Consider the following 25,644-nt stretch of genomic DNA (forward strand, 5'->3'; position numbering starts at 1 on the left):
TCGGTCGCCCGGACGGTTTCGGCATGAGAGCCTCACGCCCGTGGCTACTGAAACCGAGGTGGGAGAACTGTTGCACCAGCGCGGCTGGCGGACCGCGTTCACGCTTGCCGACACGGTGCATGCGTGGGCCGCCCTGGTGAGCGCCATCGAGCGCGGCTACGGCGACGACATCTACGCGTACACCAACGACCTCTCCTGCCGGAACTGGCTGCACGAGGCGTGGCTCCTGCTGGACGAACACCTCATCCAGCTCTGGACCCCTCGGATCGAAGCCCTGGACGAGCGGTACAAGGCCGCGACCATCGACGACGAAGGCCAGGCACTCGGCCGGCTCCACAGGCTGCCCGGCCCCGACCTGCGGTGGTGGCGGCGCCACCCCCGCATCCTCACGGGAGACCTCGGGCGTTCGCTTCGCTCGGCCGGTGCCATCGGCACCGACCCTGGGCACGATGGGGTGGCGGGACACATCTGGTAGTGCCGGTGTTCACGCGGTCGATGCAGTGCCTCTACTTGCCGAAGGCCGCGAGGGCCAGGCGCTGGGCGACGGCCTCGGCACCATTGCCGGGGGACGACGACATGCCGATCGCGTACACCGCGCGCCGGTTGAGGTCCGGGGAGGCGAAGACGCCGCTCCGGTATCCCGGATCGGAGCCCGTCTTGCCCCACAGGACCGAGCCGTCGGGCAGCGGCACGGACATCAGGCCGACGCTGAAGCAGGCCGTGCCCCTGGCGGGACCGGTGTTGCAGTTGGAGCCGTTGGCGTACGGCAGCGGCTTGCCGTCGGTGCCCTTCGGTACGGCGAACAGCTCCGCGGCCTGCTCCGGGCGCAGCAGCCGACCGTCGAAGAGGCCGGAGATGAAGCGGTCCAGGTCACCCGTGGTCGAGGTCATGCTGGCGGGCAGCCCGCCCTGCACGTTGACATCGACCGGCTCGCCGGTGCTCCTGGACATGTAGCCCGGCAGGTAGGGCGCAGGCACGGAGGTACTGCGGCCCGGCACGGCGGCCCTGGTCTCCCGCATCTTCAGCGGCTTCAGGATGCGGGCGGTCACCTCGTACTGATACGGGTGCTTGGTGATCTCTTCGATGAGCTTGCCTGCGACGCGGTAGCCGAAGGAGTTGTACTCCTGCCGGGTACCCGGGTGAAAGCGCGGACCTGGGGCCGGCCTGCCCGCGGGGCGGAGCGTCTGCTCGATGACCTCGTCGAAGGTGAGGTACTCGAGGCGGCGCTCGATCGCCTCGTCCGCGGAGGTGGCCGGGGCGCCCTCGAAGTCCTGGGGCAGCCCACTGGTGTGGTTGAGCAGCTGCCGGACGCTGACCGGCTCCGCGAACCGGTTCTCCGGCAGCAGCCCGGGCAGGTAGTGCTGGATGCTCTGGTCCAGGTCTACGCGGCCCTCGGCGGACAGCTGGAGGAGAATCACCGCCTCCATCGGTTTGCTGATGCTGCCGATGCGGAAGTGCGCATCGGGGCTGATGGGCTTGCCGGTGTTGATGTCCCCGGACGTACCGCGCCACCTCTGTCCGTTCTTGTGCACGTCGGCCACGACACCGGCGGCACCGTCGGCCGGGTCCACGGAAATCGCCTTGCGCAGGGCGGCACGGTCGAGGTCCGTGGCGGTGCCGGCGTGCGCGGAGGCAGCGGTGGCGGCCTGCGCGGGGGCGATGATTCCGAACGCGAGGGCGGCGGTCAGTGACAGGGCCGAGGAACGGCGCATAGGGGAAACTCCACTGGGAACGTGATGATCAAGTCCAGGTGAGTCTGTCCGGCCAGGCCGGCCCGGCTCGTCGGGGATCCCCCTGGCCGGGCCCTGGTCGGACCCTGACCCCGCATCAGGGATCGGCCCACGAGGAGATCCGTGGAGTGGCCCAACCCCGATGTCTGCCACGGTGCTGCCGGCGCCGGCCTGACCCAGCTGCACTTCTGGCGCACCACCGGGGACCCGTGCTTCCTCGGCGGATCCGCCCTCGGCCAGCCAGGCTCGCGGGCCTGGAACGTCACGCATTGCTGCCACTGGGCGGTCGCTGCCCGTGACGCGAGGACCGAGGCCGAGATCGACTGCGACAACGACGCGCGATCGACGGCGTGGTTGCGCTTCCCGGTGAGGGGCGGGAGTATCGCGATGGCCGCGGGCAATTCCGCATCCAAGAGGAGAAGTTCGTCCGCCGCCACGCCGACGGGCAGGTCGAGACGCGCTGAGCGGGCCGTCCGTGGCCCGGTCGGTGCTGCCGCCGGGCTCATCTCGGCCCGGATCCGCTGGGCAGCCGCGCGCGCATGTTGCAGTGATTGTTCATCGAACTCGTCGCAGCAGTATCTGAGCCCGCAGAGGAACCAAGCGTGAATCAGCCAGTGCAGCGCGCCAACAGCTTCGACGAGTGGTCGCCGTTGCGTGAAGTCATCGTGGGGTCAGGTCTGGCCTACGAAGCGCACGATGTCGATCTGTCGTTCAAGCTCTTCTTCCACGACGTCGTGCACTCGTCGTTCTACTACCCCGCGTACGGCACCGCCACAGCCGACGCGGCGCCCTCCCGGCGCGCCCTGAACCGGCGCTACGTCGAGGAACTGAACGAGGACCTCGAAGGATTCGCGGCAGCACTCACGGCGGCCGGGGTGGTGGTCCACCGTCCGGTCGCACTACGCGAGCCCGTCGAATTCCGCACCCCCGCCTGGCAGGCGTCGATGATTCCCGCGCTCAACGTCCGCGACCAGGCGATCGTCCTCGGCGACGAGATCCTCGAGACGGCGCCACAGGTACGGGCCCGCCTGTGTGAGAACGACCTGCTGAAGCGGCTGTTCTACGACTATTTCGCCGCAGGCTCGCGGTGGGCGACGATGCCGCGGCCGATCATGACCGACCGGTCGTTCGACACGTCGTACGTGTCCGGCAAGAACACCCCGGCGATGCAGGACGTTTCCCACATCACCGACTCCGAGTTCGATTGCGGCTTCGAGATGATGATCGACGCCGCGCAGTGCGTGCGGCTGGGGCGCGACATCATCGTCAATGTCGCGAACGCCAATCACCGGCTTGCAGCGACCTGGCTGGGCCGCCATCTCGGCGACCGGTTCCGGATACATACGCTGCACCGGTTCGCGGACAACCACATCGACAGCCTGGTGTTACCGCTACGCCCCGGCTTGCTGCTGCTGCGCAACCCCGGGGTGGCCAAGTCATTGCCCAAGCCGTTGCGCGACTGGGATCACCTGTACGCGCCGGAGCCCTCGGACCGCGTCGATTCAAGTTACGCCGACGACGACCTGCTGGTGGCCAGCCCCTACATCGACATGAACGTGCTCTCCCTCGACGAGAACACGGTCGTGGCCAATTCGCTGTTCCCTGAGCTCATCACCGTTCTGGAGCGGGCCGGGTTCACCGTGATCCCGGTCCGGCACCGCCACCGGCGACTGTTCGGCGGCGGATTTCACTGCTTCACGCTGGACACCGTCCGGGCCGGCGGCCAGGAGGACTACTTCGGCTCCGTGAGCTGGACCCGTGACTGACACGGCAACGTTCCGCGGCGTCCCCGTGCTCGGCGCGCTTGCCGCCTTGGCCCGCCGCGATCCCGAGGTCTGGACCGACCTGCGGCTCCGCCACGGGAACGTCTTCCGCATCATCCTGCACGGCGAACCGATCACTGTGGTGTGCCATCCGGACGGAGCCCGCCACGTCCTTGTCGACGCGGCGGAACGGTACCCGGACAAGGGCGGCGCAACCGGATTCCGCCGGTCCGTTCTCACCCTCACCGGCAGCGCGCTGTCGACGATGGACGTCCAGGACGAGGCGTGGAATTGCAGGCGGCGTGTTCTGCGTCCGCTGTTCGCACACAGCGACCTCGACGCTGCGGTGACGGAGCTGGACCGGATCACCGACGCCACGCTCTTGGCCCCGCTCGACCCTGTTGGCGAGGCCGACGTGCTGCCGTTGGTCAAAGAGGTGGTACTGCGCTCACTGACCCACCAGCTGTTCGGCACGGAACCCGGCTCTGCCGAGACGCTGATCGTCGCCCTGGACCGGATCACCTCTTACATGTGGCCCGGAGTCGTCGCCGCGAGGTGGCCGCGCGCGGTGCCGTTCCCAGGACGGCGCGGCCAGCGCACAGCCGTCGCCGCGATCGACGACGTGATCACGGCACTGGCCTCACGGAACGTGCCCACCGCCCGCGGCGACGTCGTGGACCTGTTGCGCTCGCACTACGGCGGAGACTGTGCCGAACTCGTCCGCGACGAGGCCGCCGCGATGCTGCTCGGGTCCCAGCCACTTGCGATGTCGCTGGCCTGGGCACTGCGGTTGCTGTCCGAGCGGTCGGACGTCCAGCGGCGGCTGGTCGCCGAGTTGAGCCACCTGGACGGCGGATCCGCCCGACGGCTGGCCGGGCAGAGTTATCTACGGGCGGTCGTCAAGGAGTCCTTACGGCTGTGCCCGCCGACCTACTGGGTCCAGCGCCGGGCATCACAGCCGGACATGATCGGCGAGGTCGGGATTCCGGCGGGCGGTCTCGTCCTGCTGCAGATTCATCAGATCCATCGGAATCCCGATGCCTGGGCCGAGGCCGACACCTTCTCCCCGGAGCGCTTCCTGCGAACGGCGACGCCCCGCAGCGCGACGTCGTGGCTCCCGTTCGGTCTCGGGCGCCGCACCTGTGTCGCGCAGGAGTACTCCATACTGCAGATGGCGCTGGTGATCGCGCGGGTGGTGACGCGATTCCGGCTGGAGCCGGTCGGGCCGCGCCCCGCACTGGAGGCGACCCTGAATCTCCGGCCGGCCGGACCCGTCCGGATTCGGATGGTCCGGCGGTGACCTGCTACAGCAGCTTGAGCGACAGGCCGCCGTCGACGCGGAGCACCTGGCCGGTCATGTACCCGGCCTGGTCGCCGATCAGGAACTCGGCCGCCGCCGCGACGTCGTCGGGTTCGGCGAGCCTGCCGCCCGGCACGCGCGCCGAGAGCGCTGTCGAGGAGAACTCCGGATCGGACTCGGTGCGGTGGCTGCGCACCACACCCGGAGCCACCGCGTTGACCCGTACCCGCGGTGCGTACTGCGCGGCGAGTGCCCGGGTGAGGCTGTCGACAGCGCCTTTGGACGCCTCGTACGCCGCGGACCCCATCCCGGTGAACTCGGCAGCGACCGAGGACAGGAGCACGGCAGAGCGAAACTCCTCACGTGCGGCGAGCCCACGGACGAGCAGGAAGCCCGAGGTCACGTTCACGGCCATCACCCGAGCGAAGCGCTCCGCTGTCAGATCCTCGGGCAGGGTGTGGTCGACGAGTGCGGCGGAATGGACCAGTGAGCGGACGCCGACCCCACGGGAGTCCAATTCGGCGAAGAGCCGGTCTGCCGCGTCCGGCCGGCCGAGATCCACGCGGACCGTGGACAGGTCCGGGCCGAGTTCGTCGCACAGCCGTTGCACGAATGCGCCGTTGGACCAGTACCCGAGCATGACCCGGTGCCCCGACCTGACGAGTCGGCGGACCACGCCGACGCCGACGACGCCTGTTCCGCCGGTCACTAACACTACGTCGTCTCGCATGGGCATGCTCCCGTTCGGTTGATGACCCACTCCGACGAGTCAGGAGTCAGACTCCTTGCCCAACTCGCGCCTCAGGCCAGGTGACTTGGCCGCGCTTCGCTCTCTCGACGGCCACGTCGGGATGTCGGGCGCATCCCTCCTGCGTGGCACGCTCACGGACGGGCGGCCGGTTGTCGTCAAGCACTCCACACCGAGAACCGACCTCTTCCAGAGCTTACTGGGACACCCGGCCAGCCTGGAGTACGTTCTGTGGGAGTCGGGGGTGCTGTCCGGTCTGCCAGCCGGCATCGCGACAGCGGTCATCGGCGGCTGGCTCGACGATGACGGCGGCTCGACGATCGTGATGGACGATCTCGGCGCGTCGATCCTCGGGTGGGGCTACACGTTCACCGCTGCGGACGCGAGATGGTTCGTGGAGCGGGTGAACGACTTGCATGCGGCGCAACTGCGGCCGAGCGTGCCGGTCACGCCCCTGGAGAACGTCGTCAACACCTTCGCGCCGAGCCGCATACGCACGGTCGACCCGGCCGCCGTCCTCCTGACCGATGTCGAACGCGGGTGGGCGGCCTTCCGGACACTGTGCCCTGCCGCGGTCGCGGATGCGGTGACCGAACTCGTCGAACACCCGGGACCGCTCGCCCGTGCGCTGGAGAGCCGGCCGTCGACGTTCTGCCATGGCGACGTAGCTGCGGTGAATATGGCGCGGCAAGGTGACAGGCTTGTTCTCATCGACTGGGGTCAGGCGTTCATCGGCCCGCCGGTCCTTGACATCGTGAGGTTCCTGCCGAGCGGGCTGCGCGACTCCGCGGTGGACCGGGACTGGCTGCTCGCCGAATACTCCAGGGTCGCCGGCCGCCGGTTCGATCCGGTCGCACTGCGTCTCGCGTTGCTCGCCACCCTCGTGTGGTTCGGGTGGAGCAAGGCGCTCGATGCCCTGGAGCATCCGGACTCGCGTCGGCGGGCCGATGAGGTCGACGGCCTCGCATGGTGGTGTGCGCGCGTCGCGGACATCGCGGATCTCAAGTAGCCAGAAGTAGGCAGGCAGATGGGCCCGGACCGTACGACTTTCAGCACATCTTCCCGATCTTCAAAGCTCGCGCACGCTCTCCGGAGTTCTCCGGGTGGATCCGCTCGGCCAGGCAGTGCCGGTGGCAGATGACGGTGTGGCTTCCTGGGCCGTCGTTGCTCCGCGAGTCCAGGACGAGCGCGTCTCCACCTGGGCTCATCGTGATCTGTTCACCACAGAAGTCGCAGCCCCAGGCCAGTGACTCCAGGTCGGCAGGCCGAATGCTGAGCCGCACTGACACCGGCGGATGCCAGCGGTGGATCTGCTCGATCACCGCATCGATCTGCGAACCGATGGGTGGAAAGAGCGCGAGGAGTTCGTCATGGCTGCTCGTGGTCCGGGAGAACTGCTGGATCATGTCGATAGAGGCCGACAGGCCGGCGTTCTCGTAACCGGCGATCTCGACGAGCACACCCCATGGGTGATGGCTGAGGACCCGGGCCTGAACCTTCTGGCCAGGCATGAGCGCCAGACTCGCTGTTTCGAACCTTTCCACGAACCGCTTCCCCGTCCTTCAGCTCAGCAGGCAGCGCGCGGTAACGCTCATGCGCGCGTGTCCCGTCGACGTCGGAGCCATCACCGTGCTCAGGGCCCGCAAGGCGTCATCGTAGTGGTGACGGTCGAACGGGAACGGGCCGAATGCCACATGGCCGCGGGTCTCGCGGGAACGGGTTGAACAGCGCCCGGATCCGGCATCACGGTGCAGGCCGTGGATGTACTCGCTCGTTTCCCCCGGACGCCCCGGCCGTGGCGCCGCCCCTGCCCCTGCCCCCGCCCCCGCCCACCGCCCCGCCTCTGGCCGGAAAGGGAACCGGCCCTCCGCGTCCGGCCGAGACTGGGGGAAGACGATCACCACGGTGAGCAGGAGGCAAGGGTCCCGATGAATACGTACGCGTACGTGCCCGCCGACGATCCGCTCTTCGGCGCGGTCCGGATCGAACTCGACCACGAGGCCGGGACGCTGGGCGTGAGCGGGGACGGTCTGCCGCCGGTCGAGATCCGGCGGGCCCCGCACACCTTGCCGGAGAGCCATGTGCCGATCGGGACGCGCGACCCCGAGCACCTCACTCTGCTCGTCGACGGCGCAGAGGAGACCCTGCGGCCCTCCAAGGGATTCCTGACCCGGCGCTCGTACCGGGTCGAGGTCGTCTCCGGGGCGCGGGAATGCCGCTATCTGCTGGTTCCGGACTCTCTCGGCACCAGTCGGCTGCTGCGGGACGAGCGGCTGCTCGGCGTCTTCACGTCGAGCGGCGACGGGCGCGTGTCGGCCGAATGGGGGGCGGCGAGCGGGTCCGAGCGTGCCCGGGACCCTTATGACGCGTCCGTGGGGTACGGGCTCGCCGCGGCATTCGGCACAGGCGCCGAACCGATGTGGCAGCTCACTCTGAACGCCGCGCTCGACCTGTGGCCGTGAAAGAGCCTCAGCCCTCCGTCGGGGGCAGCAGGTGGGAGCAGGTCGAGCGTGCTACGAACGCGATGCCGTCGTAATCCTCGGCCGGGACGAGCGGGGCCGTGTTCAAGCGGTAGAAGAACCGCTGGACGTTGGCGCCGAAGCTGCGCTGTGTGTGCGGGGCGTGGAACCAGGGCGCGGCGCCGGCGTGCGAAACCGCGGTGCGAAGGTCCGCGTAGTAGTCGCCGGGTACGGCGTCCGCGAGCCAGGCCTCCAGGGAGCGGAAGCCGGTGCCGATGCGGTGGCGCGCCGGCGGGTTCTGAAGATCGTTGCCGCGGCGGGCCAGGAAGGAGCCCCTGCCGAAGAGGAGGGCCAGCGCGTAGTAGGCGTCGCCGTACCGTTCGCGGAGTCTGCTACCGAGGGCCGGCACCTGTTCCCCGTACGTGCCCTTCGCGATGTGCCCGTTGTGCGCCCAGACCATGACGCGCGCCTCGGGGTCGTCGTCCACGAGCCGTGCGACGGCCTCGGCCATGTAGCGGTCACGCGCGGCGTACACGCCCTCCTCGCCGGCCGAGGCCCCGAAGGGCCGGGTCACCAGGTCGGCGGCGCGGACCAGGATCCGCGCGTGTTCCAGAGCCCCGTCGGCGTCGTCGCCGGGACCCGACCGCTCGACGTGGTCCGCGACGAGGCGGGCGATCTCCTCGGCGCGCCGCATCAGGGCCTTGTCCGGGTCCGGAAGCGAGCCCGGGCGGGCCCGGGCCAGTACGTCCAAGGCGCTCACCCGCCCGGCCTGATCGGGCGCCGTCCGGCGCAGAAAGGCGGCGACGGCCTCGACCGAGTCCGTGCAGAGCTGGGGGTCCGTTCCCACGAAGCGGGTCCGGCGCTCTTCGGGCAGGTCGCGGTTGTGGGCACGCAGCCACTCGACGAGGTCGACCATCTCGCGGGTGCGCCAGGTCCAGAAGCCCAGCCGGGCGACGAGCCGTTCGGGGGCGCCCGTGCCGTACCGCACGTACGCGTCGAGCGCGCGGGCGGCGGACTGGCTGGTCTCCATGGCGAGGGTGGTGAACCCCTCCTCACGGACCAGGAACTCCACGATACGGTGCTTCAGCCGGAAGAACTCGCCCGTGCCGTGGGTGGATTCCCCCAGACCGACGATCCGAGTCCCCCGCAGGGCCTCGCCCAGGGCCTTCAGGTCCTCCACGGGCGCGCCGGGGGTCAGGGTGCTCAAGGGGTTGGCGTGCTCGTTCAGCCATCGGGCGATGTCGTCGGGCACCGTCTTGCCTCTCCTCCCCGCGTGCGGCAGGGCGGCGCGCGGGCGTGCCCCGGCCTCTCGCACCCGTTCATGGGTCAGTTCGTCGCCTCCCGGCAGGCCGCGAGGATCTCCTGGAGGTCCCGCACGGCGTCCGGTCGGCCATGCTCGGAATACACTCCCGCGACGTCGACGACAACTTCGTCCACCCCCGCCCGATCGTATTCAGCCAGCCGCGCCCTTCGCCATGGCGGGCAGCAGGGTGCGGCGGACGTAGCCGGGCGGGGTCATCCAGCTGATCGCCGCGTCCGCCGCCCGGTGTTGCCCGGCACTCTCGGTGATGTCTGCCGTGGTGAACTTGATCAGTGATTCCCGCTCGCCGGCTACAGCCAGTCCGGTTCGGCGCACATCGGCCAGGGTTCGGCGGCCGGCCACAGCAGGGGCCCGCCGATGGACGCCGCTCCGTTTCCCCGGACAGTACTTCGACCCCGAGATGGGGCTGCACTACAACCGGTTCCGCTCCTACGACCCGGAGTCGGGACGCTACGCCTCCCCCGACCCGCTGGGCGTCACCCCGGCGCCCAACCCCGTCGCGTACGTCGGCAATCGGCACCGGCTGACCGACCCGTTGGGGCTGTCGCCCTGCCACCGCGCCATGGACTGCATGGAGGACAACCGGATTCCCGCGGGCGATCCGGTGACCCACGGCCCGACCGACGCGGGCCAGCTGGTGGACGCCGTGACGAACATCCCCACTACAATGGTGGACCTCTCAGGCTCATGGTGTGCCACTCGGGTTCGGACGATCCCTGGATCGCCCAGCGCATCGCCGACGTGATCGGAACCACCGCGCGCGCGCCGACGGACCCCCGCGCCGGCGTCGAAAGACCGGGGGCCGGGGCAAACGCCACAGATCGACAAGGGCGGCTACTGCAGGGTATTCCTCCCCGTGCTGGAAGGAGGATGACCCGAATGGAAATGATCGGTTTCTACCGGGAGATGGACCCGGAGAACGATGCCGTGTTCCGTGAACCCATCGGGGACAAGGTGCGTGATCAGGCGCCCTATCCGAAGGCGGAGATGAAGCGGTACCTCGACTCCGGACATCCGATCTTCGACATCATGGAGTTGACGATTGATGTCATCGGGGGCGCTTTCCGCGTGCCCGGCGGATCGTCGCTGCTGTCGGACGGCCGTTTCGTCTGGCGAGTGGACCTCGCCGCTTACGTTGAGCGGTACAACCTCGAACTTCCGGCGGAATTCGTCGAGCATGCCGGCAGCCACGGATTCTCGATGCCGGCTGAGGACCTGCCGACCCTGCGCGCCGTCTCCAAGGCTGCGTTGAGCGCCCGGGGGTTCCGCGTGGTCGACGGCGCGGGGCGAACGTGACAAGGAGCACCATGCCCGCCTCGGAGATCACCCTCCACCGCTACGGCGCCGACCAGCTGCCCACCATCCGCCCCACCTTGGTCGGTGTGTACGCCGAGGTGTACGAGAAGGAGATCGGCGAGGACCCGTTTTTCTCCGTCGGCCGCTTCGAGGGCCGTCTCAATGGGCATTCCTCCCGCCCTTCCTGGGAGGCCGTGGTCGCCTACGACGGTGGCGAGGCCGCCGGCTACGCCTACGCGGCCGCCCTACCCCAGAACACCGGCTGGTGGGCCCACATGCTCCAGCCCCTCCCCGAGGCGGACACCACCGAGGACGGCACCCGCACCCTCGCCCTCTTCGAGATCATGGTCCGTGCTCCCTGGAGGGGTACCGGCCTGGCATACCGCATCCACGAGGAACTGCTGGCCGGCCGGGCGGAGGAACGCGTCACTCTGCTCGTCGAGCCCGGACACCCGAAGGTGAAGGTTCTCTACGAGAGTTGGGGATACCACCACATTGGCGACCAGCAGCCGTTCCCCGACGCCCCCGTGTACACCACCATGCTCCGCACCCTCGGGTAGCGGCAGTCTGCCTGCGAGTGGGACCTGCGGCCCGGGATAGGGATCCCGCGCAGAATGGTCGGACGAGGAACTCTCCTTCAGGTTTACCCATCTTGCGATCGCCGAGCACTTCCTCGCTAAGGGCTTGCAGAGAATCAACCTGTGATCGAACACCCTGCATGACCTGGTCTGTCAAGAGCTGAAACACCCAGGTTAATTCTCTGCAAGCCCTAAGGGTTGTCCCGTAAATGATCTTCGATCCCCCTGGGTATAGCGGCTGCCCTGCGGCCTCTGACCTATCCGGCGAGGGCGAGGTTGTGCATCCGGGCGATGCCGAGCACGGCGTGGTGGACGCCGTCACCTTTCAGGCGGCAGTCACGGAGGATTTTCCAGGTCTTCATGCGGGCGAAGACGTGCTCGACGCGGGCGCGTACCTGTTTGTGGGACTTGTTGTGTTCCTCTTTCCAGGTCGGTAGTTCGCTCTGGCCGCGCTTGCGGCGGTGCGGGATGACGAGTCCGGTGCCCGGGTAGCCGCCGTCGGCGATCGTGAGTGTCTTGCCGACGGCGGCTTTGGCGCCGGATTCCTCCCACGCCTTGCAGTCGTTGCGGTTTCCGGCGAGGGGCCGGCCGACCACGACGACCAGGCGGGTGTCGGCGTCGATGACGACCTGGTGGTTGGTGGAGTACCGGTAGTTCTTCGACCGCGTGGCGATGCTGTGATCCCGGGTAGGCACCAGGGTGCCGTCCACGATCAGCACGGTGTCCTTGGCGAACCGCTTGCGGGGCTGGAGCGCGAGCATCCGCCCCAAGTGGTCGATGATGCGGTCCGCCGCCGACTTGGAGACTCCGAACAGCGGGGCGAGCTGCCGCATCGTCAGGTTCGTGCGCCAGTAGGCCGCGACCAGCAGGGCCCGGTCCTCCAGCGGAAGGCTCCACGGCCGGCCCTTGCGGACCGCGTCCGCACCCTTGCGCCGCAGAACTGTCACCAGCTTCCCGAAGGCGCGCGGGTTCAGCCCGGTGAACGGGGCTATCCAGGACGGTTCCGACGCCGTGATCACACCAGCCATCACATGATCATTTCACCCGTGACCGGCAACTGCGTGGTAGCCGTCAACCAATCCCGGTGACTACCGAGGCCAAAGACAGGAGCAACGCGCCCAGCGCCCCCGCAGAGCCGTAAAGCCTCACCCGACGCCGGCCATCGTGGCGGCGGACGTAGCGCGTGGCGGCGGCGGCAAAGGCCAGGCCACCGGCAATGAACCACGGCCCCCACAGGTAGAGGTACCAGCGGGTCAACCCGACCAGATCAGGCGCCACAGCGCGCGCCCCAGCCTCAACCAGCACTCCGTGGATCACGAACTGACATCCATGCCAGACGAGCAGCACTGTCGCGCCGCCGCCACAGAGCACCATCAATCGACCGGTCCACTTGCCGCGACGGCGCGTCAAACCGATACCGACCAGCACTCCGAAGAGCTTCAGGAAACCGGTCACCCACAAGACTGCCAGGAACCACGTCACCCGGTCATGAGCAAGCTTCACCAGCGGCGGAGCCACCGTCGCCTGCACACCGAAGGTGCCTCCCAACGCCCAGACGAAGCTGGGTACCGCGAACAGGAACCCCCATGCCGCAACGGTGAACCCGGGCCACCTGCCCAGATGGAGGCGGAGCGCCCAGCTCAGGGGCGGACGGACTGTATCGTCCAAAGAATGCTTGATCGTCACAACTCCACCGTTGCTGAACCTCTACGACAGGGCGTCGTCCTGGCGAACGATCACGCTCCCCCGCGCGGGGGAGCCACCTTTGATCGCGCTGGCGACTGACAGGCAGCAACGACTCGAAGTCCCTCGAAGATCAGTTACGGGACAGACCTTAGGGCTTGCAGAGAATCAACCTGTGATCGAACGCCCTGCATGACCTGGTCTGTCAAGAGCTGAAACACCCAGGTTAATTCTCTGCAAGCCCTTAGGGCCCTGGGGTAGCGGCTCTACAGCGTTCGCTGTTGCGAAGCTGATCTGAAGTTCGGCACCGCCTGCTACAGCCAGTCGCGCTTCTTGAAGATGACGTAGAGGCTCGTGCAGACCACCGCCATCAGGACGATCGCGAAGGGGTAGCCGCCGGCCCACTTGAGCTCCGGCATGTCTTCGAAGTTCATGCCGTAGATGGTTCCCACGAGTGTGGGTGCGAACAGGATGGCGGCCCAGGAGGAGATCTTCTTGAAGTAGTCACCCTCACGCCACTGACCTGCGGAAATTGCCTACGTAGGCGGTCTGACCTGCAGCGATCGACCTTTCCGAGCCTTTCATGCTGCTGCCTGTATATGCAGTCGATTCCCCCCAGCCGCCCCCCAATGAGGCCTCATTCCCCCCAGATTCCCCCCAGCGGACACCGTCTCGCCAAGAGGGGCGCCGCAGGTCAGGGGCTGTCCAATGTCGCTCACGACAGGCTACTCAGGGGAGTGGCGGCGGGGCGGGAGCAGGTGGCAAGGCGGGCCTGGAGGAGCTCAGCGAGTCTGCTGTTGCTCGGGGCCGGCGTCGTACGCTGCCAGAGTTCCCACCACTTCAGCCGTCGACGGGGAGTGCCCGGATGGCGCCTCCGACCCTTCCGTCAAGAATCTTGTCGGCCAGGGCATCGATCATCACGTCGTCAGGGCCCATGCACTCCCCCTCACCGTCGAGAGCATGAACATAGTGCCGCTGTCTCCGGATTCACAGGAGAACGGATCAACGTGCCTCAGTTGTGAGCGTCGCTGTGGCTACCTGATCGCCCGGGACGCGGGCGGCTGGGCTCGGCGGCGATGGTCGACGAGGTCTACGGCCACGTCGACCTCCACGACCCGGTGTTCGACGCCTCTCTGCGCACGGTGTGTGGTCTACCCGTGGAGCTGCACGGACTTCGACTGCGCGCGGCCCCGCTGGGGCGCTACGCGATGTGCTCAGTGCACACCGAGCAGTGGCAGGAGGCGGAGGCGCGCGAGATGAGCCGGTCTCACTTCCAGGGGATGCCAGCTACATCGAGACCGAGCACTTTGGGGTGCGCTTCCCCCACCGCTTCAGCTACATCGACCTGACCTGCATCTCCCAGCGGTGGCTGCGCGACCTCTCGTGGGACCACAACGCCGACGTGCTGGGTTCGCCCCGTCCGGTCCGGCTGATCAGCGCCGTTCAGGAGGCGGTGACGGGTTTTCGCCATGGTGCGGGTGTCCACCAGTTGGCGGGGCCGAGTGCTGCCATGACGGCAGGGACGAGGATGCCGCGTACGAGAACGGCGTCGACCAGGGCGCCGATGGCGATGCCGAGGCCGGTGAATTTGAGGAGGCTGACGTCTGAGGTGCCCATGGCTGCGGCGGACAGGGCGAGGGCTGCGGCGGCACTGCTGACGAGGCGACCGGTGCGGGCGATGCCGTCGATGATGGCGGTGCGGTTGCTGCCGGTGCGGTCGTATTCCTCGCGGATGCGGCCGAGGAGGAAGATCTCGTAGTCGATGGACAGGGCGAGGGTGACGAAGAGGGTGAACAGGAGCATGGGGGTGTCGAGGGTTCCTGTCACGGTGAAGTTGCCGACCAGGGTGCGGCCGTGGCCGTCTTGGAAGAGGACTACCAGGATGCCGAGGCTGGCTCCCAGGCTGGCCACGGCGACCAGGACGGCTTTGATCGGAGCGATGATCGTGCGGGTGTAGGCAGCGAGGAGGGTCAGGAGGGCGCAGGCCAGGAGGAGGAAGCACAGGGGCAAGGTGTTGCGGATGGCCGTGATGGTGTCGGTGGCCTCTGCGGCCCGGCCGCCCACCAGGACGGCCCCGGGTGCGGTTGTGGCGCGTACGGCCCGTACGACTGCTGCCGCCTGCTCGGTGCCGGGGTCTGCGGCGGAGGCGAGCAGGAGCACGGCGGCGGGAGAGGGGCGCCCGCTGTGGCTGGGTCCGTTCGCGGGCTGGGCGGGGCGCACGATGCGGACGCCGATGATGTGGGGGACGCGGGCCAGCCGTTGCGTGTAGGCGGGCAGGCCTCGGGCGGTCTCGGGGCCGGTGACGACCAAGGTCAGCAGCCGTTCGGGTGGGGCGGCGAAGGCGTCCCTCACGTGCTGGGCGGCGGCCGCCGCCGGGGCGGAGGGCGGCAAAGTGCGCTCGTCCGCCAGGCCGAGCCGGGCGTGGCCAAGCGGCAGGGTGATCACTCCCAGCAGGACGGCCGCGAGAGCGGTGGTGAGCAGGGGACGTGTGGTGACCGTGCGGGCGGTGGACCGCCAGAAGTTGCTGCCGTTCTCGTGGTGGGTGCGTCGCCACCGGGACAAGGGGTCGAAAGCGTAGGTGTGCGGGCCGAGCAGACGCAGGAGAGCAGGTAGCACTAGCAGGGCAACGGCGGCGGACAGGATCGCGACGATCATGCCCGCCATGGACAGGGCGCGCAGTACCGGTACGGGCACCACCAGTGCGGCCGCCAGGCAGGCGGTGATCGCGGCGGCGGAGAAGACGATGGACCGCCTGGTGGAGTGCAGCGCGGCGGACAGCGCTCGCTGTGCACTGTCGCCTTGTGCACGCTGCTCGCGGAGCCGGGCCAGGAGGAAGAGGCTGTAGTCGACTGCGAGTCCCGCGCCGATTGCCGAGGCGGCGTTGACCGCTGCCCAGGAGACTTCGGTGACCTGGGCGAGCAGTCCCAGCACAGGGATGGTGCAGCCGACTGCCAGCACGGCCACCAGGACCGGCAGGAGGGCGGCTACCAGGGAGCCGTAGGCGAAGACCAGCAGCAGGAACAGTACGGGAGCTGTGATCAGCTCTGCCCGCATGAGGTCGCGTGCGCTTGTTTCGTCGATTTCCTCGTTGGCGGCAGCTGGACCGCTGGCTTCCACCCGCAGGCCGCCGGCCGCCGTGCGGGCGGCTTTGATCAGGCGGGAGACATCAGGCGGGGGCTGCCCGTCCATCTTCTTCAAACGGGCGGCGACCAGCATGGTCTTGCCATCCCGGGAGCGCAACCACGTGTTGTCGCGCGCGGTGGGGGTCCATACGCCGGCCACTTCGCGGTCGCCGGCCAGGGCTGCGGCCACTGCCACGACGCCGTCTGCCAAAGGCGGCTGCGCCGGGTGCGCTCCGGTGGGGGACAGGGCGAGGAACAGGTCTGGAGAGGGAACACCCAGCCGTTCGGCCCGCCGCTGGGCGTGCACTGCTTCGATCCCGGTGGCCACCGAGCCGCCGGTGGTCAGCGATGCCATCGCAGTCGGCGCCAGGACACCGGCGCACACCGCGGCCAGCATCGCCAGGACCACGGTCAGCCAGGCTCGTCGTCTCGACGGTTTCATCCGCGCCTTCCCTGGTGTGTCGCAGGCCCTGTCCAACGATCACGTTGTCGGCCCGGTACGTGCCTTGTTCTGCCTGTTCTGCTCTGGCTGGTCCGGCCGGGCCAGCGCAGCACAGGCAGGCGGGTACCGCGGAGCATGAGCCGTCGCGACGCGGCCGGTGACCTGGTGGCTGGGCGGCCAAGGGGGAGCCGGCCGAGGTGGCGAACGCCGTAAGGAAGCGGCCGGTCATCCCCGGACCGTGGAGGTGCTGGCCGCGCGCTGGTCCGGCCAGGTCGGTTGGCATCGCAGCGGTGGGCGGTCCGGTCACTCGACGGGCCCTGTCCCCGGTCTCTGAGGTCGCAGTGCCCCGAGGAGAACGCGTGGGCGCATGAGCGCGGTCGGCCGGTCGATCAGCCCTGCGACTCGCATCAAGGCATTCGTGACGGCGGGATCCTTCGCCGCCGCATGATGCAACCGCGTCACGTACGCGTTCCCCATCCGCGCGGTGAGCCCACGACGCCCTGCCATTCCGTTGTACTTGAGGTCGCTGGTCGTCGAGATAAACCACGGCTGGTCTACGATCCGCCCGACGTCGCGCATGAACGCGATGGTGCTCGGCGTGCCGCGTGACAGGTGCCGGTGCAGGGCCATCACTTGCATGGCCGCGACGGTCATGCCCTGGCTGTAGTTGGGGTTGAGGCTGCACACTGCGTCGCCGAGCACGAGTAGCCGCTCGGGAAGGCGAGGCAGCCGTTCGTAGTGTCGGCGCACGCTCGCCGGGAAGCGGAAGCAGACCGGGTCGCTCAGCGGCTCGGCGTGCCGAATCTGCTCGTAGACGTCAGCGACGGGCAGGGACCTGGCGAATGCGAGAAATCCGCCGGGATCGGTCGGTGGATGGTCGCCGAGGATGCCGGTCAGCGACACGATGCAGGTTTTGCGGTCGACCTGACCGAAGAACGCCCCTCGCGGGAACTCGCGTGATGCGATGCAGTTGATGAACTGCGTACCGTCGAGCATGTCCGGGCGGCGTCGGTAGAGCCGTGTGGTGTAGGCCAGGCCGATCGTCATCCGCTGCTCGACCGGTCGCTCGTACCCCAGCTCCTCCAGCCATACCGGCGTGCGCGATCCGCGGCCGGTGGCATCGACGAGCAGATCCGCGTCGAGATTGAATGCGCTTCCGGCATCCGCTGCCGTCGAACGCAGCCGGACCCCGGTCACCTGTCTGCCGTCCGGTGTGGAGAGAAAGCCGAGAACGTCAGTCCGCTCCAGGAAAGTGACGTTGGGCAGCGCGGCGACTTTGTCGCGGAAGTACTCCTCCAACACTGGCCGCTGGGCGGTCACGGACGGCAAGCCGGTCCGCGTGGACCGGAACGGCCGGGCGTTGAAGTACCAGCGCTGCTCGCCCAGATCCCCCACTGGAAGTTTTGCGTGCAGCATGTCCCGAAGCAGGTTGGGAAAGAGTTCCTCCAGGATGAGGCAGCCGCGGGCGTGCAGTCCGTGGGCATGCCCGGCATGGGGAGCGCCGCGCCGGGGCCGGTTCACGCTGACCACCCGGTCGCGGTCAACGACGATGACTTCACGGTAGAACTCTGAGAGGACCCTGGCCGAGAACGTTCCGGCGATGCTTCCTCCGAGCACGACAGCCCGGTCGCCGACGCTTTGGTTCATGAGGGGCGCCCCGTCAGGAGCGCGGTGGCGAGGCCGAGGAACCCGAGGTCGATGGAGATCAGCACGAGGAACCGGGCCTTGCGCAACTCGTGGCGGTACACCCCGTAGTACAGCTGGGCGAGTTGGAGTGCTACCGCTGGAGCACTGAGCACGATGAATCCCGCGTTCAGCCGTGTCGTGGTGAAGAGCAGAACAAGCAGTACGGCATTGACCGCGACCAGCACATGAAGTACGGCGGCGAACGCCAGGGGTGGCAGGACGACGGCAAGGGTTTTCCGGGAGACGGCAGCGTCTCCTGCCCGGTCGGAGGCGTTCCCGTACGACACCACCAGGAGCAACCACAGTCCGAACAACGCACTCATGAGGAGCGTCTCACGGCTGACGGTTCCGGCGGCGAACCAGTAGGGCACGAGTACGGTGCAGACACCAGTGAAGAAGATCGTCGACTCGAGGCCCAAGGGCCGGTAGCTCAGCTTGATGCCGCAGGAGTACTGGACAGCGAGGGCGGGCACACCGAAGGCGACCACCATGGCCGGTAAGGGAACCCGCCAGTCCAGAACGCCGGCGGCAAGCGAGATCGTGAGCATTCCGCCAATCCACGTCACGACGGCGAACCCGATCGCCTCCGGCGAGGTCAGAGCACCGGTGAGCAGTGGTTTCCTCACCCTCGTCACCAGTGGCCGTCCCGCGTAGTTACGGGCGTCACTGCCGTTCAAGAACCCGCTCACGTCGTCGGCGGCTGACGCGCTCCACTGGATGGCCAGCGTGCCGACAAGCATGAAAGCCATGGCGAGCAGCGTGCCGCCGCTCAGGAAACCGTCCGATCGCAGGAGCAGCAGCCCCAGGGCCCAGCCATAGACGTAGTGGTACACCCGGGCCTTGGCGAGCCTGAGGTAGCTGATCATTTTGGGCCGGGGCCTGATCGAGGCGGCGACCGGCGTTTGCGTGGCGGTCACGCGCTCCTCCGCTCATCGCGGACGCCGACGGCCTCAAGCAGTTGGAACGTCACTGGGACGTCACCAGCCCGGCGGGTCGTCCGTTCCCGCTCCGTGAGCCGCACACCGCACCGGGCGGCCAGTGAGTTCAGCCGGCCGGGGTCACCGAGGCTGTTGAACCCCAGGAACAGGCGACCCGAATCGGTCAGTCGTGCCAGGCCCTCGCGCAGGTACCTGTGGTGCGTGGCGTAGCCACGATCGAAGATCGCGTGCTGCATGGGGCGTGTGTAGACGAACTCCTCGGGGGCGCAGATGACGTTGGAGTTCCAGAACACCACGTCGAACTGTTCACCGGGCGCTAGGGCGTCGTACAGATCGCTGTGCAGCACGTTCATCCGGTCGGTCACACCGTGGCGGGCGGCGTTGAGCTCGGTGTTGCGCACCGCCTCGGGGTTGATGTCCACCGCGGTGACCCGCGAGCACCCCGCCAGCGCCGCCATCACCGCGGTCACGCCGGCTCCGCAGCCTACTTCCAGAAAGCTTCCCCCTACGGGGAACGGCAGCCATTGGGTGAACAGCCGGGTGGAGTCGGTGTGGATCGGAGCGAACACCTGGGGAATGAGATCCCACCGCAACCCCTGCATCTCGAATTGCTGCGGCTTCCTTCCTCCGTCGTGCCGCTCCACCAGCTGCAGGCCGACATCGAAGAGGGAGTCATCACCCGGCGTAGCAGCGGGGGCGAGGACTGAGGGGACATGCCGACTTGCCATGACAGTTCCTTGTTCGGGGTGAGGGCCTGTTCAGTGGTCGCGGCGGGTGGCCATGTCGGCCAGATGCCTCAGGGATGCGGCCGCGGCAGCCGGGAAAGGAAAGCTGTCGAGAACAGCCAGGGCACGCAGCCGGCGTTGGTCGATCATGTCTTCGACGGCGTCGCGTGCTCCCGTGGCGACGAGAATGTCGCGGACGTCCTGGGCACCGGTACGGTCGAGACCGGGGTTCCCGATCAGGGCGCGCAGAGCGCCGGCCTGGACCGAGTCGGCACGTTGCCTGGCAATGGCCAGCAACACGGTGTGCTTGCCGTCACGCAGATCGTCGAGATCGGATTTGCCGGTGGTTCCCGGTTCGCCGAAGACCCCGAGCAGGTCATCGCGGAGCTGGAAGGCTTCACCGAGCGGAACGCCGTAGGCGCTGCACGCGGCCAGCATGCCCTGATCGGCGCCTGCCAGCTGCGCACCGGCCAGCAAGGGATACTCCACGGTGTAACGGGCGGTCTTGGCACGGCAGATGGCCAGTGCCTCCTCGACTGCGATGGCGGAGCTTCCCGTCGCGAGGATGTCGAGGTACTGGCCGGTCATGGCTTGCATGCGCATGGCGTCCAGCAGGGCCCTGAGCGTTCCTGCCTGAGGGGTGGCCAGCTCGGCGACCTGGAGCAGGTCGTAGGACCAACACAGCGCGAGATCACCCAGCAGGATCGCCACGTTCACGCCGAAACGGTCAGGCGAGGCATGCCGGGCATGGCTTCCGGCGAGCCTGCGGTGCACCGTCGGGCGGCCCCGCCGGACGTCGCTGTCATCCATGACGTCGTCATGGATCAAAACGCCGGCGTGGAACAGCTCCAATGCGGCGCCCAGATGAGTCACGGCGTTGGTGCCGCCGTGCCCACCTGCGGCTTGCCAGCCGTAATAGCACAGCAGCGGGCGCAGCCGCTTGCCGCCCGACAGGAACCCTTCCAGCAGTTCCACGAACATCGCGATTTCAGGACCGCCCGATGCCTGCTCCTTGTCGGCGAGGAACCGTGCAAGCAACCCATCAACCGCCGAACAGTCCCACGGCGCATGTGCATCCGCTCGTACGGTGCCGTGGGATGTTAAAAGCGACATGCAAATCCTCCAGGTGGGCACACGGACGAGACGGGCGTGCGGCAAGACGCCCGTCCTCGTGAACGCCGGAACCACTGTTCGCTTGCCGGTCACATCGCGGCTGAGGGGACCGATCAGGCTTCGCTGTGTCGAAAACCATGACCGCAAACGATGCCGCGAAGCCGACTGCTGATCACGCGTACACATTCGCACCGTATCAGTCCGGACACGAAGCGTGACAATCAGTCATTCGGACGGGTGATCGGCGGGAGCCAACGAGGGCTGGCTCCCGCCGATCCCCCCCACAGGCGCCATTGCACTGCCCGCGATGGCGACTGCTGCGCACCAGTCGCCGCAGGTCACCGCATACTTCCGCGCGAAGGGAAGCTGGTCCTGCCAGCTCACGAAGAACTCCCGCACGGCGTCTGCGACGGCGGGACTTGCAGTCCGAAATCGCCTCGATGGACGGGGGCCTCCGGCGCGGTCCTGGATACCTTGTGGTTGCTTGGCGTCGGAGTCCGGGCGGTCATCGCGGCGATGGTGATCGAAGTCGCCGATGTCCCGGCAGCGGAAGTCCTCCAGCGTCTCGCGCCGTACGAGGAGCCGGGCGGTGCCCTCACGGACCGCGACGACCGGGGGCGGCCGACGAGATTGTAGCCGGCCTCGCAGTGCCGGCCGACGGCGGTCGTCCTACGTGGGCCGGCCGTTCCTCGCCTTCACCGGCATCGCCTCCACCCTCATCTCGGCCCCGCCGGCCTTAGCGCTGAGGGAATGCGTCGAACCGTCAGGCGACTGAAGCCCGCTCGTGGCGGCGAGGTGCGGGCCCCTGCGCGGCCCGCTGCCGAGTACGTGCCTGAGGGCCTTGTCGCCGTCTCCCGGCCGCATCGGAGATCCCGTATCGACGGCCGCCGCATGCGACCGGCAACGTTTTCAGTCCTGCCGTCGCCTCGGTCTGGTCCAGGCCGTCCTCGGCCGCCAGCAGTTCCCCGGCCGGAGCCATGCGAACTCGGACGGGCCCGTTGCGGCGGACGCGACGCGCAGGCTGTCAGTCGATTCTCCCCAGATTCCCCCCAGAGCCTGTCGATGCCACAAAAGGCCTGGTCAGGGGCCTCGCTCAGGCAAGGTGAGGAGATCACCCGCATCTATTCCCCCCAGAGACCCCCCACGGCCGCTTCTGGGTCGATCTGTGAGTGATGCGAAAGCGAAGTGCGAAGGATGGCTGAGCGTGATGCGAGAGGCTTAGAGCCAGTCCCGGCGCTTGAAAATCACGTACAAACTGATGCAAACCATCCCCATGAGGCAGATCGCGAGGGGGTATCCGAAGGTCCACCCCAACTCGGGCATGGACTCGAAGTTCATGCCGTAGATGGTTCCGACGAGTGTGGGTGCAAACAAAATGGCAGCCCATGAGGAAATCTTCTTGAAGTTGTCACCCGCATGCCGCTGACCTGCGGAAATTCCCTACGTAGGCGGTCTGACCTGCAGCGATCGACCTTTCTGAGTCTTTCACCCTGCTGCCCGTATATACAGCCGATTCCCCCCAGCCGCCCCCCAACGAGGCCTCATTCCCCCCAGATTCCCCCCAGCGGAGGCAGCTTCTGACGGTGGATCGCCGCTGGCTGGGGCCGTGATTGCGGCGGCAGGGAGGGCTACGCGGCGTAGGAAGAGGGAACTGAGCAGCCCGCAGCGGAAGCGCGACTGGAGCACACGCTGCGCAAGGACCGCACGGAAGTCACCTTCGTCCTGCCCGCCGACACCCCGCCCGGCCCGGTCAGCGTGGTGGGCGACTTCAACGACTGGCAGCCTGGTACCCACACCCTGCGGCCCCGCAAAGACGGGAAGCGGGCGGTCACGGTCCAGCTGCCGAGCAAGAGCACGCATTCGTTCCGGTACCTGGCCGCCGGTGACTACTGGTTCAACGACGAGAGTGCCGGCGACCAGGACGGCCCCAACAGCCGTCTGCACACCTGATGACCCCAGCAGCGACCCGGTAGGGCCCGCGCCGTTGACCGCCGACACACGCCGCCATGGCCGGGCCCGGGCGAACGCGTTCGCCGTGCAGTAATGATCAACGGGCCTTACTGCCAAGCTCACTCTGGGCGGGCCGGGTCCAGACATCCTCTGAATGACCGCTGCGCGGTCAGTCCCATGATCTGCGGGACTGCGCGGCCTGGCGCCACCGTTCAACGGGACCTTCGGGTGTCCAGACCAACGTCCCATCAGGTGGGTACGTTGCTCCCATATCTGACTTCTTGATCGTGATCACGACCGTGGATGCCTGGGCGCCGCGCGGAAGCTGTCGCGTTCGGCGGTCTTCCGCTTCTACGACCTGCGCCACACCGGACACACCCTCTCCACCCAGTCCGGCGCGACCCTCAAGGACACGATGGTCCGTGCCGGGCAGTCCTCGGAGAAGGCCGCGATGATCTACCAGCACTCCGACGATGAACGTCAGCAGGAGGTCGCCGGCGGTATTGACGCCCGGGTGCGCGCTGCCCGCGACAAGGGAGCGGTGCGGCGGGCGACAAGGGGCGCCTGACGGTTGAGGGGTGAGGGGAGGGAGGAGTCAGGATCCCTCCCCTCACCGGTCCTTCAGGTGCGGTCGGGGTCGAACGGCACGGGTGACCTTGCGGATCAGACACTCGTCCATGCGTCGAAGAACGCCTCCCGCCTGGACGGATCGGCTGATTTGTGGTCCGCGTGGAGGACGCGCCAGGCGGTGAGTTCGAGGTCGCGGAGCCACAGCTCGCCGATGACCTGCGTTTTGAGGTCGGGGAGGTGGTCGGACTCGGCGACTGCCTGGCCGATGACCTCTCCGGCTGCGACGCGCTGGGGCGGGGTCATCTCGTCGACAGCCGAGAGGATCTGCCCGGCCAGACCGGTGCCTTCTCCGGCCAGCGAACTCAGCACGAATGTCTTGATGTTGGCGGGCAGCAGGTAGAGGGAGCCCGAGGACCTCCACAGTTCCGACCAGAAGTGCTCTCCGGACGCGGTGGGGGCGGGGAGCGCGGCCAGTAGACCGAGGAGGTGAGCGGTGGCCACGTATCCGTCGGAGTGTGCCGATGCGACGACGGCGATGTCCCCGACGCGCTCCACGTCGATGCGGCCGGCTTCGAGACGTGGATCCAGCCCCAGCCGCTGTTCCAGCTGATGGGAAAGGGGGGCGGACGCGTGGGAGCGGAACTCGGGAAGCATCGGCGGTCCTTGAACGTAGGAGAGCGGAGAGGCCCGTTCGGAAGCCCAGATCGTTCCCCTGGCCCGCCGAATTACACGAGTGCCACGGACCCAGTTGGCGGAAGACTGCCAGGACCGACGCGACGAGCCGGATGACCCGGCCGCGCCGTCGGACTTCGGCACACCTCACGTGATGCTGCTCCGGGTCAGCTCCTAGCATGAACTCATGGTTGCCAGTGATGCCCAGCAGTCCGAGTCAGGAGGGGAAGCAGTGTCCCGGGACGACGCCGAAGCCGGCAGTGTTCTCTCCACACCGACGGATGGAGGAAGCGAGGCCTCCCAGCCGGTTGCCGACCTGTTCGAGCGAGCGGCCGATCTGGCGGAGCCGATCAAGCCGAAGCTACGAGGCTGGCTCCATGCCGGCATGGTCCCCGCGTCCCTGGCCGCAGGCATTGTCCTCATCTGCCTGGCAGGAACACCGCATGCCACCGTGGCCTGCGCCGTGTACGCGGTCACCGCCTGGCTGCTGTTCGGGACGAGCGCCGTCTACCACCTCGGCACCTGGGGACCGCTCGGCGAGGCCGTCCTGCGCCGCCTCGACCACGCCAACATCTTCCTGATCATCGCCGGCACCTGCACCCCGCTGGCCGTGCTCCTTCTCGCCCCTGACCAGCGGTCCGTCCTCCTGTGGATCGTGTGGACGGGCGCTCTGGCCGGCATCGCCTTTCGCGTCCTGTGGATCGGAGCGCCCCGCTGGCTGTACACGCCCTGCTACCTGGCCCTGGGCTGGGCACCGGTGCGCTACCTGCCCGACTTCCTGCACAGCGGCGGCGCGGCCGTACTCACCTTGGTCGTGACCGGCGGGCTGCTCTACAGCGCGGGCGCCGTCGTGTACGCCCTCCAGCGCCCCGACCCCTCACCCCGCTGGTTCGGATACCACGAGGTGTTCCACGCCCTGACCGTGGCAGCCTTCACCGCGCACTACATCGCCGTCTCCCTCGCCGCCTACTGAGCACGAAGACGGGTCGATGCATGACCGCCCAGTTGCGTGGGGCCGGTGGGTTACCGACCGGCATCGGGTCCGGGCGCGAGCGGGCGGCGGAGGGAGACGTAGTAGTCGCCGACCGCGGACAGGTAGTCGTGCTCGGCTGGTTCGCTGTCGGTGGTGAACCGGGGCGCGGCCTTGATCTCTTCCTGCGTGGCCGAGACCCTCACCGCCTGCGCTTCGGCATCGATGCGGGTGACGGCGCCGGCCGGGACCAGGACGCTCTTGCCGAACACCCACACGCCGGTGTCGACCACCAGGTGCTGCATGCCGGACTGGTCCTGCTGGCGGTCCACGTGCCCGATGGCACCGTCAGCGGCCTCCACGGTGAACCCCACCAGTGACTGCCCGGACGTGTAACCGCTGTCCCGCGCATACATCCACACTCCGCTCACAGGCCGTCTCCTCGTACTTGGCGACCAGACGTGGTGGCTCGGTGCACCACCGGTTCGCATCTGCCCGACCGCATGCCCCCGTGCTTGCCGCGCAACCGAGTCCGCAGAGCACTCCGGGCGTGCGCGCTACGCCGGTGGCCGGACAGT

The 25,644-nt window shown here is 68.1% G+C and carries 23 protein-coding genes and 5 pseudogenes; 11 read left to right on the forward strand and 17 right to left on the reverse strand.

Annotated features, from left to right (window positions below; genetic code table 11):
- The first annotated feature begins 40 nt into the window (after window positions 1-40).
- Entirely contained in the window at window positions 41-475 is a 435-nt protein-coding gene (locus ACFY04_RS24115; protein WP_389119487.1) for a hypothetical protein, read from the forward strand.
- Window positions 476-506: 31 nt separating this feature from the next.
- Here the strand turns inward: ACFY04_RS24115 and ACFY04_RS24120 are convergent, their stop codons facing one another.
- Entirely contained in the window at window positions 507-1,712 is a 1,206-nt protein-coding gene (locus ACFY04_RS24120; protein WP_389119489.1) for a serine hydrolase domain-containing protein, read from the reverse strand.
- Between the two features lie 620 nt (window positions 1,713-2,332).
- Between ACFY04_RS24120 and ACFY04_RS24125 the strand changes: the two genes are divergently transcribed.
- Window positions 2,333-3,496, forward strand: coding sequence for a glycine amidinotransferase (locus tag ACFY04_RS24125; protein WP_389119490.1), 1,164 nt, complete (start codon window positions 2,333-2,335; stop codon window positions 3,494-3,496).
- Window positions 3,489-4,793, forward strand: a complete 1,305-nt coding sequence (locus tag ACFY04_RS24130; protein WP_389119491.1) for a cytochrome P450 — start codon at window positions 3,489-3,491, stop codon at window positions 4,791-4,793. The genes ACFY04_RS24125 and ACFY04_RS24130 overlap by 8 nt, the downstream gene beginning before the upstream one ends.
- Before the next feature lie 4 nt (window positions 4,794-4,797).
- On the opposite strand, the gene ACFY04_RS24135 is transcribed toward ACFY04_RS24130, so the two are convergent.
- Window positions 4,798-5,523 carry an SDR family NAD(P)-dependent oxidoreductase gene (locus ACFY04_RS24135; protein ID WP_389119493.1) on the reverse strand — a complete coding sequence of 242 codons (726 nt, stop codon included), beginning with the start codon at window positions 5,521-5,523 and terminating at the stop codon, window positions 4,798-4,800.
- 85 nt (window positions 5,524-5,608) lie between these two features.
- Here ACFY04_RS24135 and ACFY04_RS24140 point away from each other — a divergent pair, with 85 nt between their 5' ends.
- Window positions 5,609-6,550, forward strand: coding sequence for a phosphotransferase (locus tag ACFY04_RS24140; RefSeq protein ID WP_389119495.1), 942 nt, complete (start codon window positions 5,609-5,611; stop codon window positions 6,548-6,550).
- 40 nt (window positions 6,551-6,590) lie between these two features.
- On the opposite strand, the gene ACFY04_RS24145 is transcribed toward ACFY04_RS24140, so the two are convergent.
- A complete protein-coding gene (locus ACFY04_RS24145; RefSeq protein WP_389119497.1) occupies window positions 6,591-7,052 on the reverse strand; it encodes a hypothetical protein in 462 nt (153 codons plus the stop codon).
- A 417-nt stretch (window positions 7,053-7,469) separates the two neighbouring features.
- Between ACFY04_RS24145 and ACFY04_RS24150 the strand changes: the two genes are divergently transcribed.
- Window positions 7,470-8,003 (forward strand): hypothetical protein, encoded by a 534-nt coding sequence (locus tag ACFY04_RS24150; protein ID WP_389119499.1) that lies wholly within the window; start codon window positions 7,470-7,472, stop codon window positions 8,001-8,003.
- A gap of 7 nt (window positions 8,004-8,010) precedes the next feature.
- Here the strand turns inward: ACFY04_RS24150 and ACFY04_RS24155 are convergent, their stop codons facing one another.
- Window positions 8,011-9,252: an erythromycin esterase family protein gene (locus tag ACFY04_RS24155; protein WP_389119500.1), complete on the reverse strand. Its 1,242-nt coding sequence runs from the start codon at window positions 9,250-9,252 to the stop codon at window positions 8,011-8,013.
- Window positions 9,253-9,453: 201 nt separating this feature from the next.
- On the reverse strand, window positions 9,454-9,636 hold the full coding sequence (locus ACFY04_RS24160; RefSeq protein WP_389119601.1) for a hypothetical protein: 183 nt from the start codon (window positions 9,634-9,636) through the stop codon (window positions 9,454-9,456).
- Between the two features lie 34 nt (window positions 9,637-9,670).
- On the opposite strand from ACFY04_RS24160, the pseudogene ACFY04_RS24165 reads away from it, so the two are divergent.
- The 3 genes and pseudogenes from ACFY04_RS24165 to ACFY04_RS24175 form a co-directional block, all read left to right on the forward strand.
- Window positions 9,671-9,874, forward strand: a pseudogene (locus ACFY04_RS24165) (RHS repeat-associated core domain-containing protein); the annotation flags it as partial.
- A gap of 326 nt (window positions 9,875-10,200) precedes the next feature.
- Entirely contained in the window at window positions 10,201-10,617 is a 417-nt protein-coding gene (locus tag ACFY04_RS24170; RefSeq protein ID WP_389119501.1) for a hypothetical protein, read from the forward strand.
- Window positions 10,618-10,628: 11 nt separating this feature from the next.
- Window positions 10,629-11,177 carry a GNAT family N-acetyltransferase gene (locus tag ACFY04_RS24175; protein ID WP_389119503.1) on the forward strand — a complete coding sequence of 183 codons (549 nt, stop codon included), beginning with the start codon at window positions 10,629-10,631 and terminating at the stop codon, window positions 11,175-11,177.
- Between the two features lie 275 nt (window positions 11,178-11,452).
- Here the strand turns inward: ACFY04_RS24175 and ACFY04_RS24180 are convergent, their stop codons facing one another.
- From ACFY04_RS24180 to ACFY04_RS24225, 10 genes and pseudogenes are all read right to left on the reverse strand, one after another.
- Window positions 11,453-12,223 carry a transposase gene (locus ACFY04_RS24180; protein WP_389119505.1) on the reverse strand — a complete coding sequence of 257 codons (771 nt, stop codon included), beginning with the start codon at window positions 12,221-12,223 and terminating at the stop codon, window positions 11,453-11,455.
- Between the two features lie 43 nt (window positions 12,224-12,266).
- Window positions 12,267-12,881, reverse strand: coding sequence for a DUF3995 domain-containing protein (locus ACFY04_RS24185; protein WP_389119506.1), 615 nt, complete (start codon window positions 12,879-12,881; stop codon window positions 12,267-12,269).
- Window positions 12,882-13,192: 311 nt separating this feature from the next.
- A pseudogene (locus ACFY04_RS24190) lies at window positions 13,193-13,378 on the reverse strand (CorA family divalent cation transporter); the annotation flags it as partial.
- Between the two features lie 943 nt (window positions 13,379-14,321).
- Complete coding sequence (locus ACFY04_RS24195; protein ID WP_389119508.1) at window positions 14,322-16,442, reverse strand: MMPL family transporter; 2,121 nt, start codon at window positions 16,440-16,442, stop codon at window positions 14,322-14,324.
- Window positions 16,443-16,745: 303 nt separating this feature from the next.
- A complete protein-coding gene (locus ACFY04_RS24200; protein WP_389119510.1) occupies window positions 16,746-18,089 on the reverse strand; it encodes an FAD-dependent oxidoreductase in 1,344 nt (447 codons plus the stop codon).
- Complete coding sequence (locus ACFY04_RS24205) at window positions 18,086-18,994, reverse strand: UbiA family prenyltransferase (RefSeq protein ID WP_389119512.1); 909 nt, start codon at window positions 18,992-18,994, stop codon at window positions 18,086-18,088. Before ACFY04_RS24205 ends, ACFY04_RS24200 begins: the two co-directional genes overlap by 4 nt.
- A gap of 47 nt (window positions 18,995-19,041) precedes the next feature.
- On the reverse strand, window positions 19,042-19,710 hold the full coding sequence (locus ACFY04_RS24210) for a methyltransferase (protein WP_389119513.1): 669 nt from the start codon (window positions 19,708-19,710) through the stop codon (window positions 19,042-19,044).
- A gap of 114 nt (window positions 19,711-19,824) precedes the next feature.
- Window positions 19,825-20,904, reverse strand: a complete 1,080-nt coding sequence (locus ACFY04_RS24215) for a polyprenyl synthetase family protein (RefSeq protein WP_389119515.1) — start codon at window positions 20,902-20,904, stop codon at window positions 19,825-19,827.
- 531 nt (window positions 20,905-21,435) lie between these two features.
- Window positions 21,436-21,599 (reverse strand): annotated as a pseudogene (locus ACFY04_RS24220) (diaminopimelate decarboxylase); the annotation flags it as partial.
- A gap of 523 nt (window positions 21,600-22,122) precedes the next feature.
- Window positions 22,123-22,314: pseudogene (locus ACFY04_RS24225) on the reverse strand (CorA family divalent cation transporter); the annotation flags it as partial.
- A 267-nt stretch (window positions 22,315-22,581) separates the two neighbouring features.
- On the opposite strand from ACFY04_RS24225, the gene ACFY04_RS24230 reads away from it, so the two are divergent.
- Together ACFY04_RS24230 and ACFY04_RS24235 are read left to right on the forward strand one after the other, a co-directional pair.
- On the forward strand, window positions 22,582-22,854 hold the full coding sequence (locus tag ACFY04_RS24230; RefSeq protein ID WP_257559284.1) for an isoamylase early set domain-containing protein: 273 nt from the start codon (window positions 22,582-22,584) through the stop codon (window positions 22,852-22,854).
- A gap of 343 nt (window positions 22,855-23,197) precedes the next feature.
- Window positions 23,198-23,422 (forward strand): annotated as a pseudogene (locus ACFY04_RS24235) (site-specific integrase); the annotation flags it as partial.
- Between the two features lie 95 nt (window positions 23,423-23,517).
- On the opposite strand, the gene ACFY04_RS24240 reads toward ACFY04_RS24235, so the two are convergent.
- Complete coding sequence (locus ACFY04_RS24240; protein WP_389119517.1) at window positions 23,518-24,078, reverse strand: hypothetical protein; 561 nt, start codon at window positions 24,076-24,078, stop codon at window positions 23,518-23,520.
- A gap of 205 nt (window positions 24,079-24,283) precedes the next feature.
- On the opposite strand from ACFY04_RS24240, the gene ACFY04_RS24245 reads away from it, so the two are divergent.
- Window positions 24,284-25,069 carry a hemolysin III family protein gene (locus ACFY04_RS24245; RefSeq protein WP_389119519.1) on the forward strand — a complete coding sequence of 262 codons (786 nt, stop codon included), beginning with the start codon at window positions 24,284-24,286 and terminating at the stop codon, window positions 25,067-25,069.
- Window positions 25,070-25,119: 50 nt separating this feature from the next.
- Here the strand turns inward: ACFY04_RS24245 and ACFY04_RS24250 are convergent, their stop codons facing one another.
- Window positions 25,120-25,497 carry a PRC-barrel domain containing protein gene (locus ACFY04_RS24250; protein ID WP_389119520.1) on the reverse strand — a complete coding sequence of 126 codons (378 nt, stop codon included), beginning with the start codon at window positions 25,495-25,497 and terminating at the stop codon, window positions 25,120-25,122.
- Between the last annotated feature and the right edge of the window lie 147 nt (window positions 25,498-25,644).

Source organism: Streptomyces sp. NPDC001549 (assembly GCF_042894025.1).
Taxonomy (GTDB): Bacteria; Actinomycetota; Actinomycetes; order Streptomycetales; family Streptomycetaceae; genus Streptomyces; species Streptomyces kutzneri.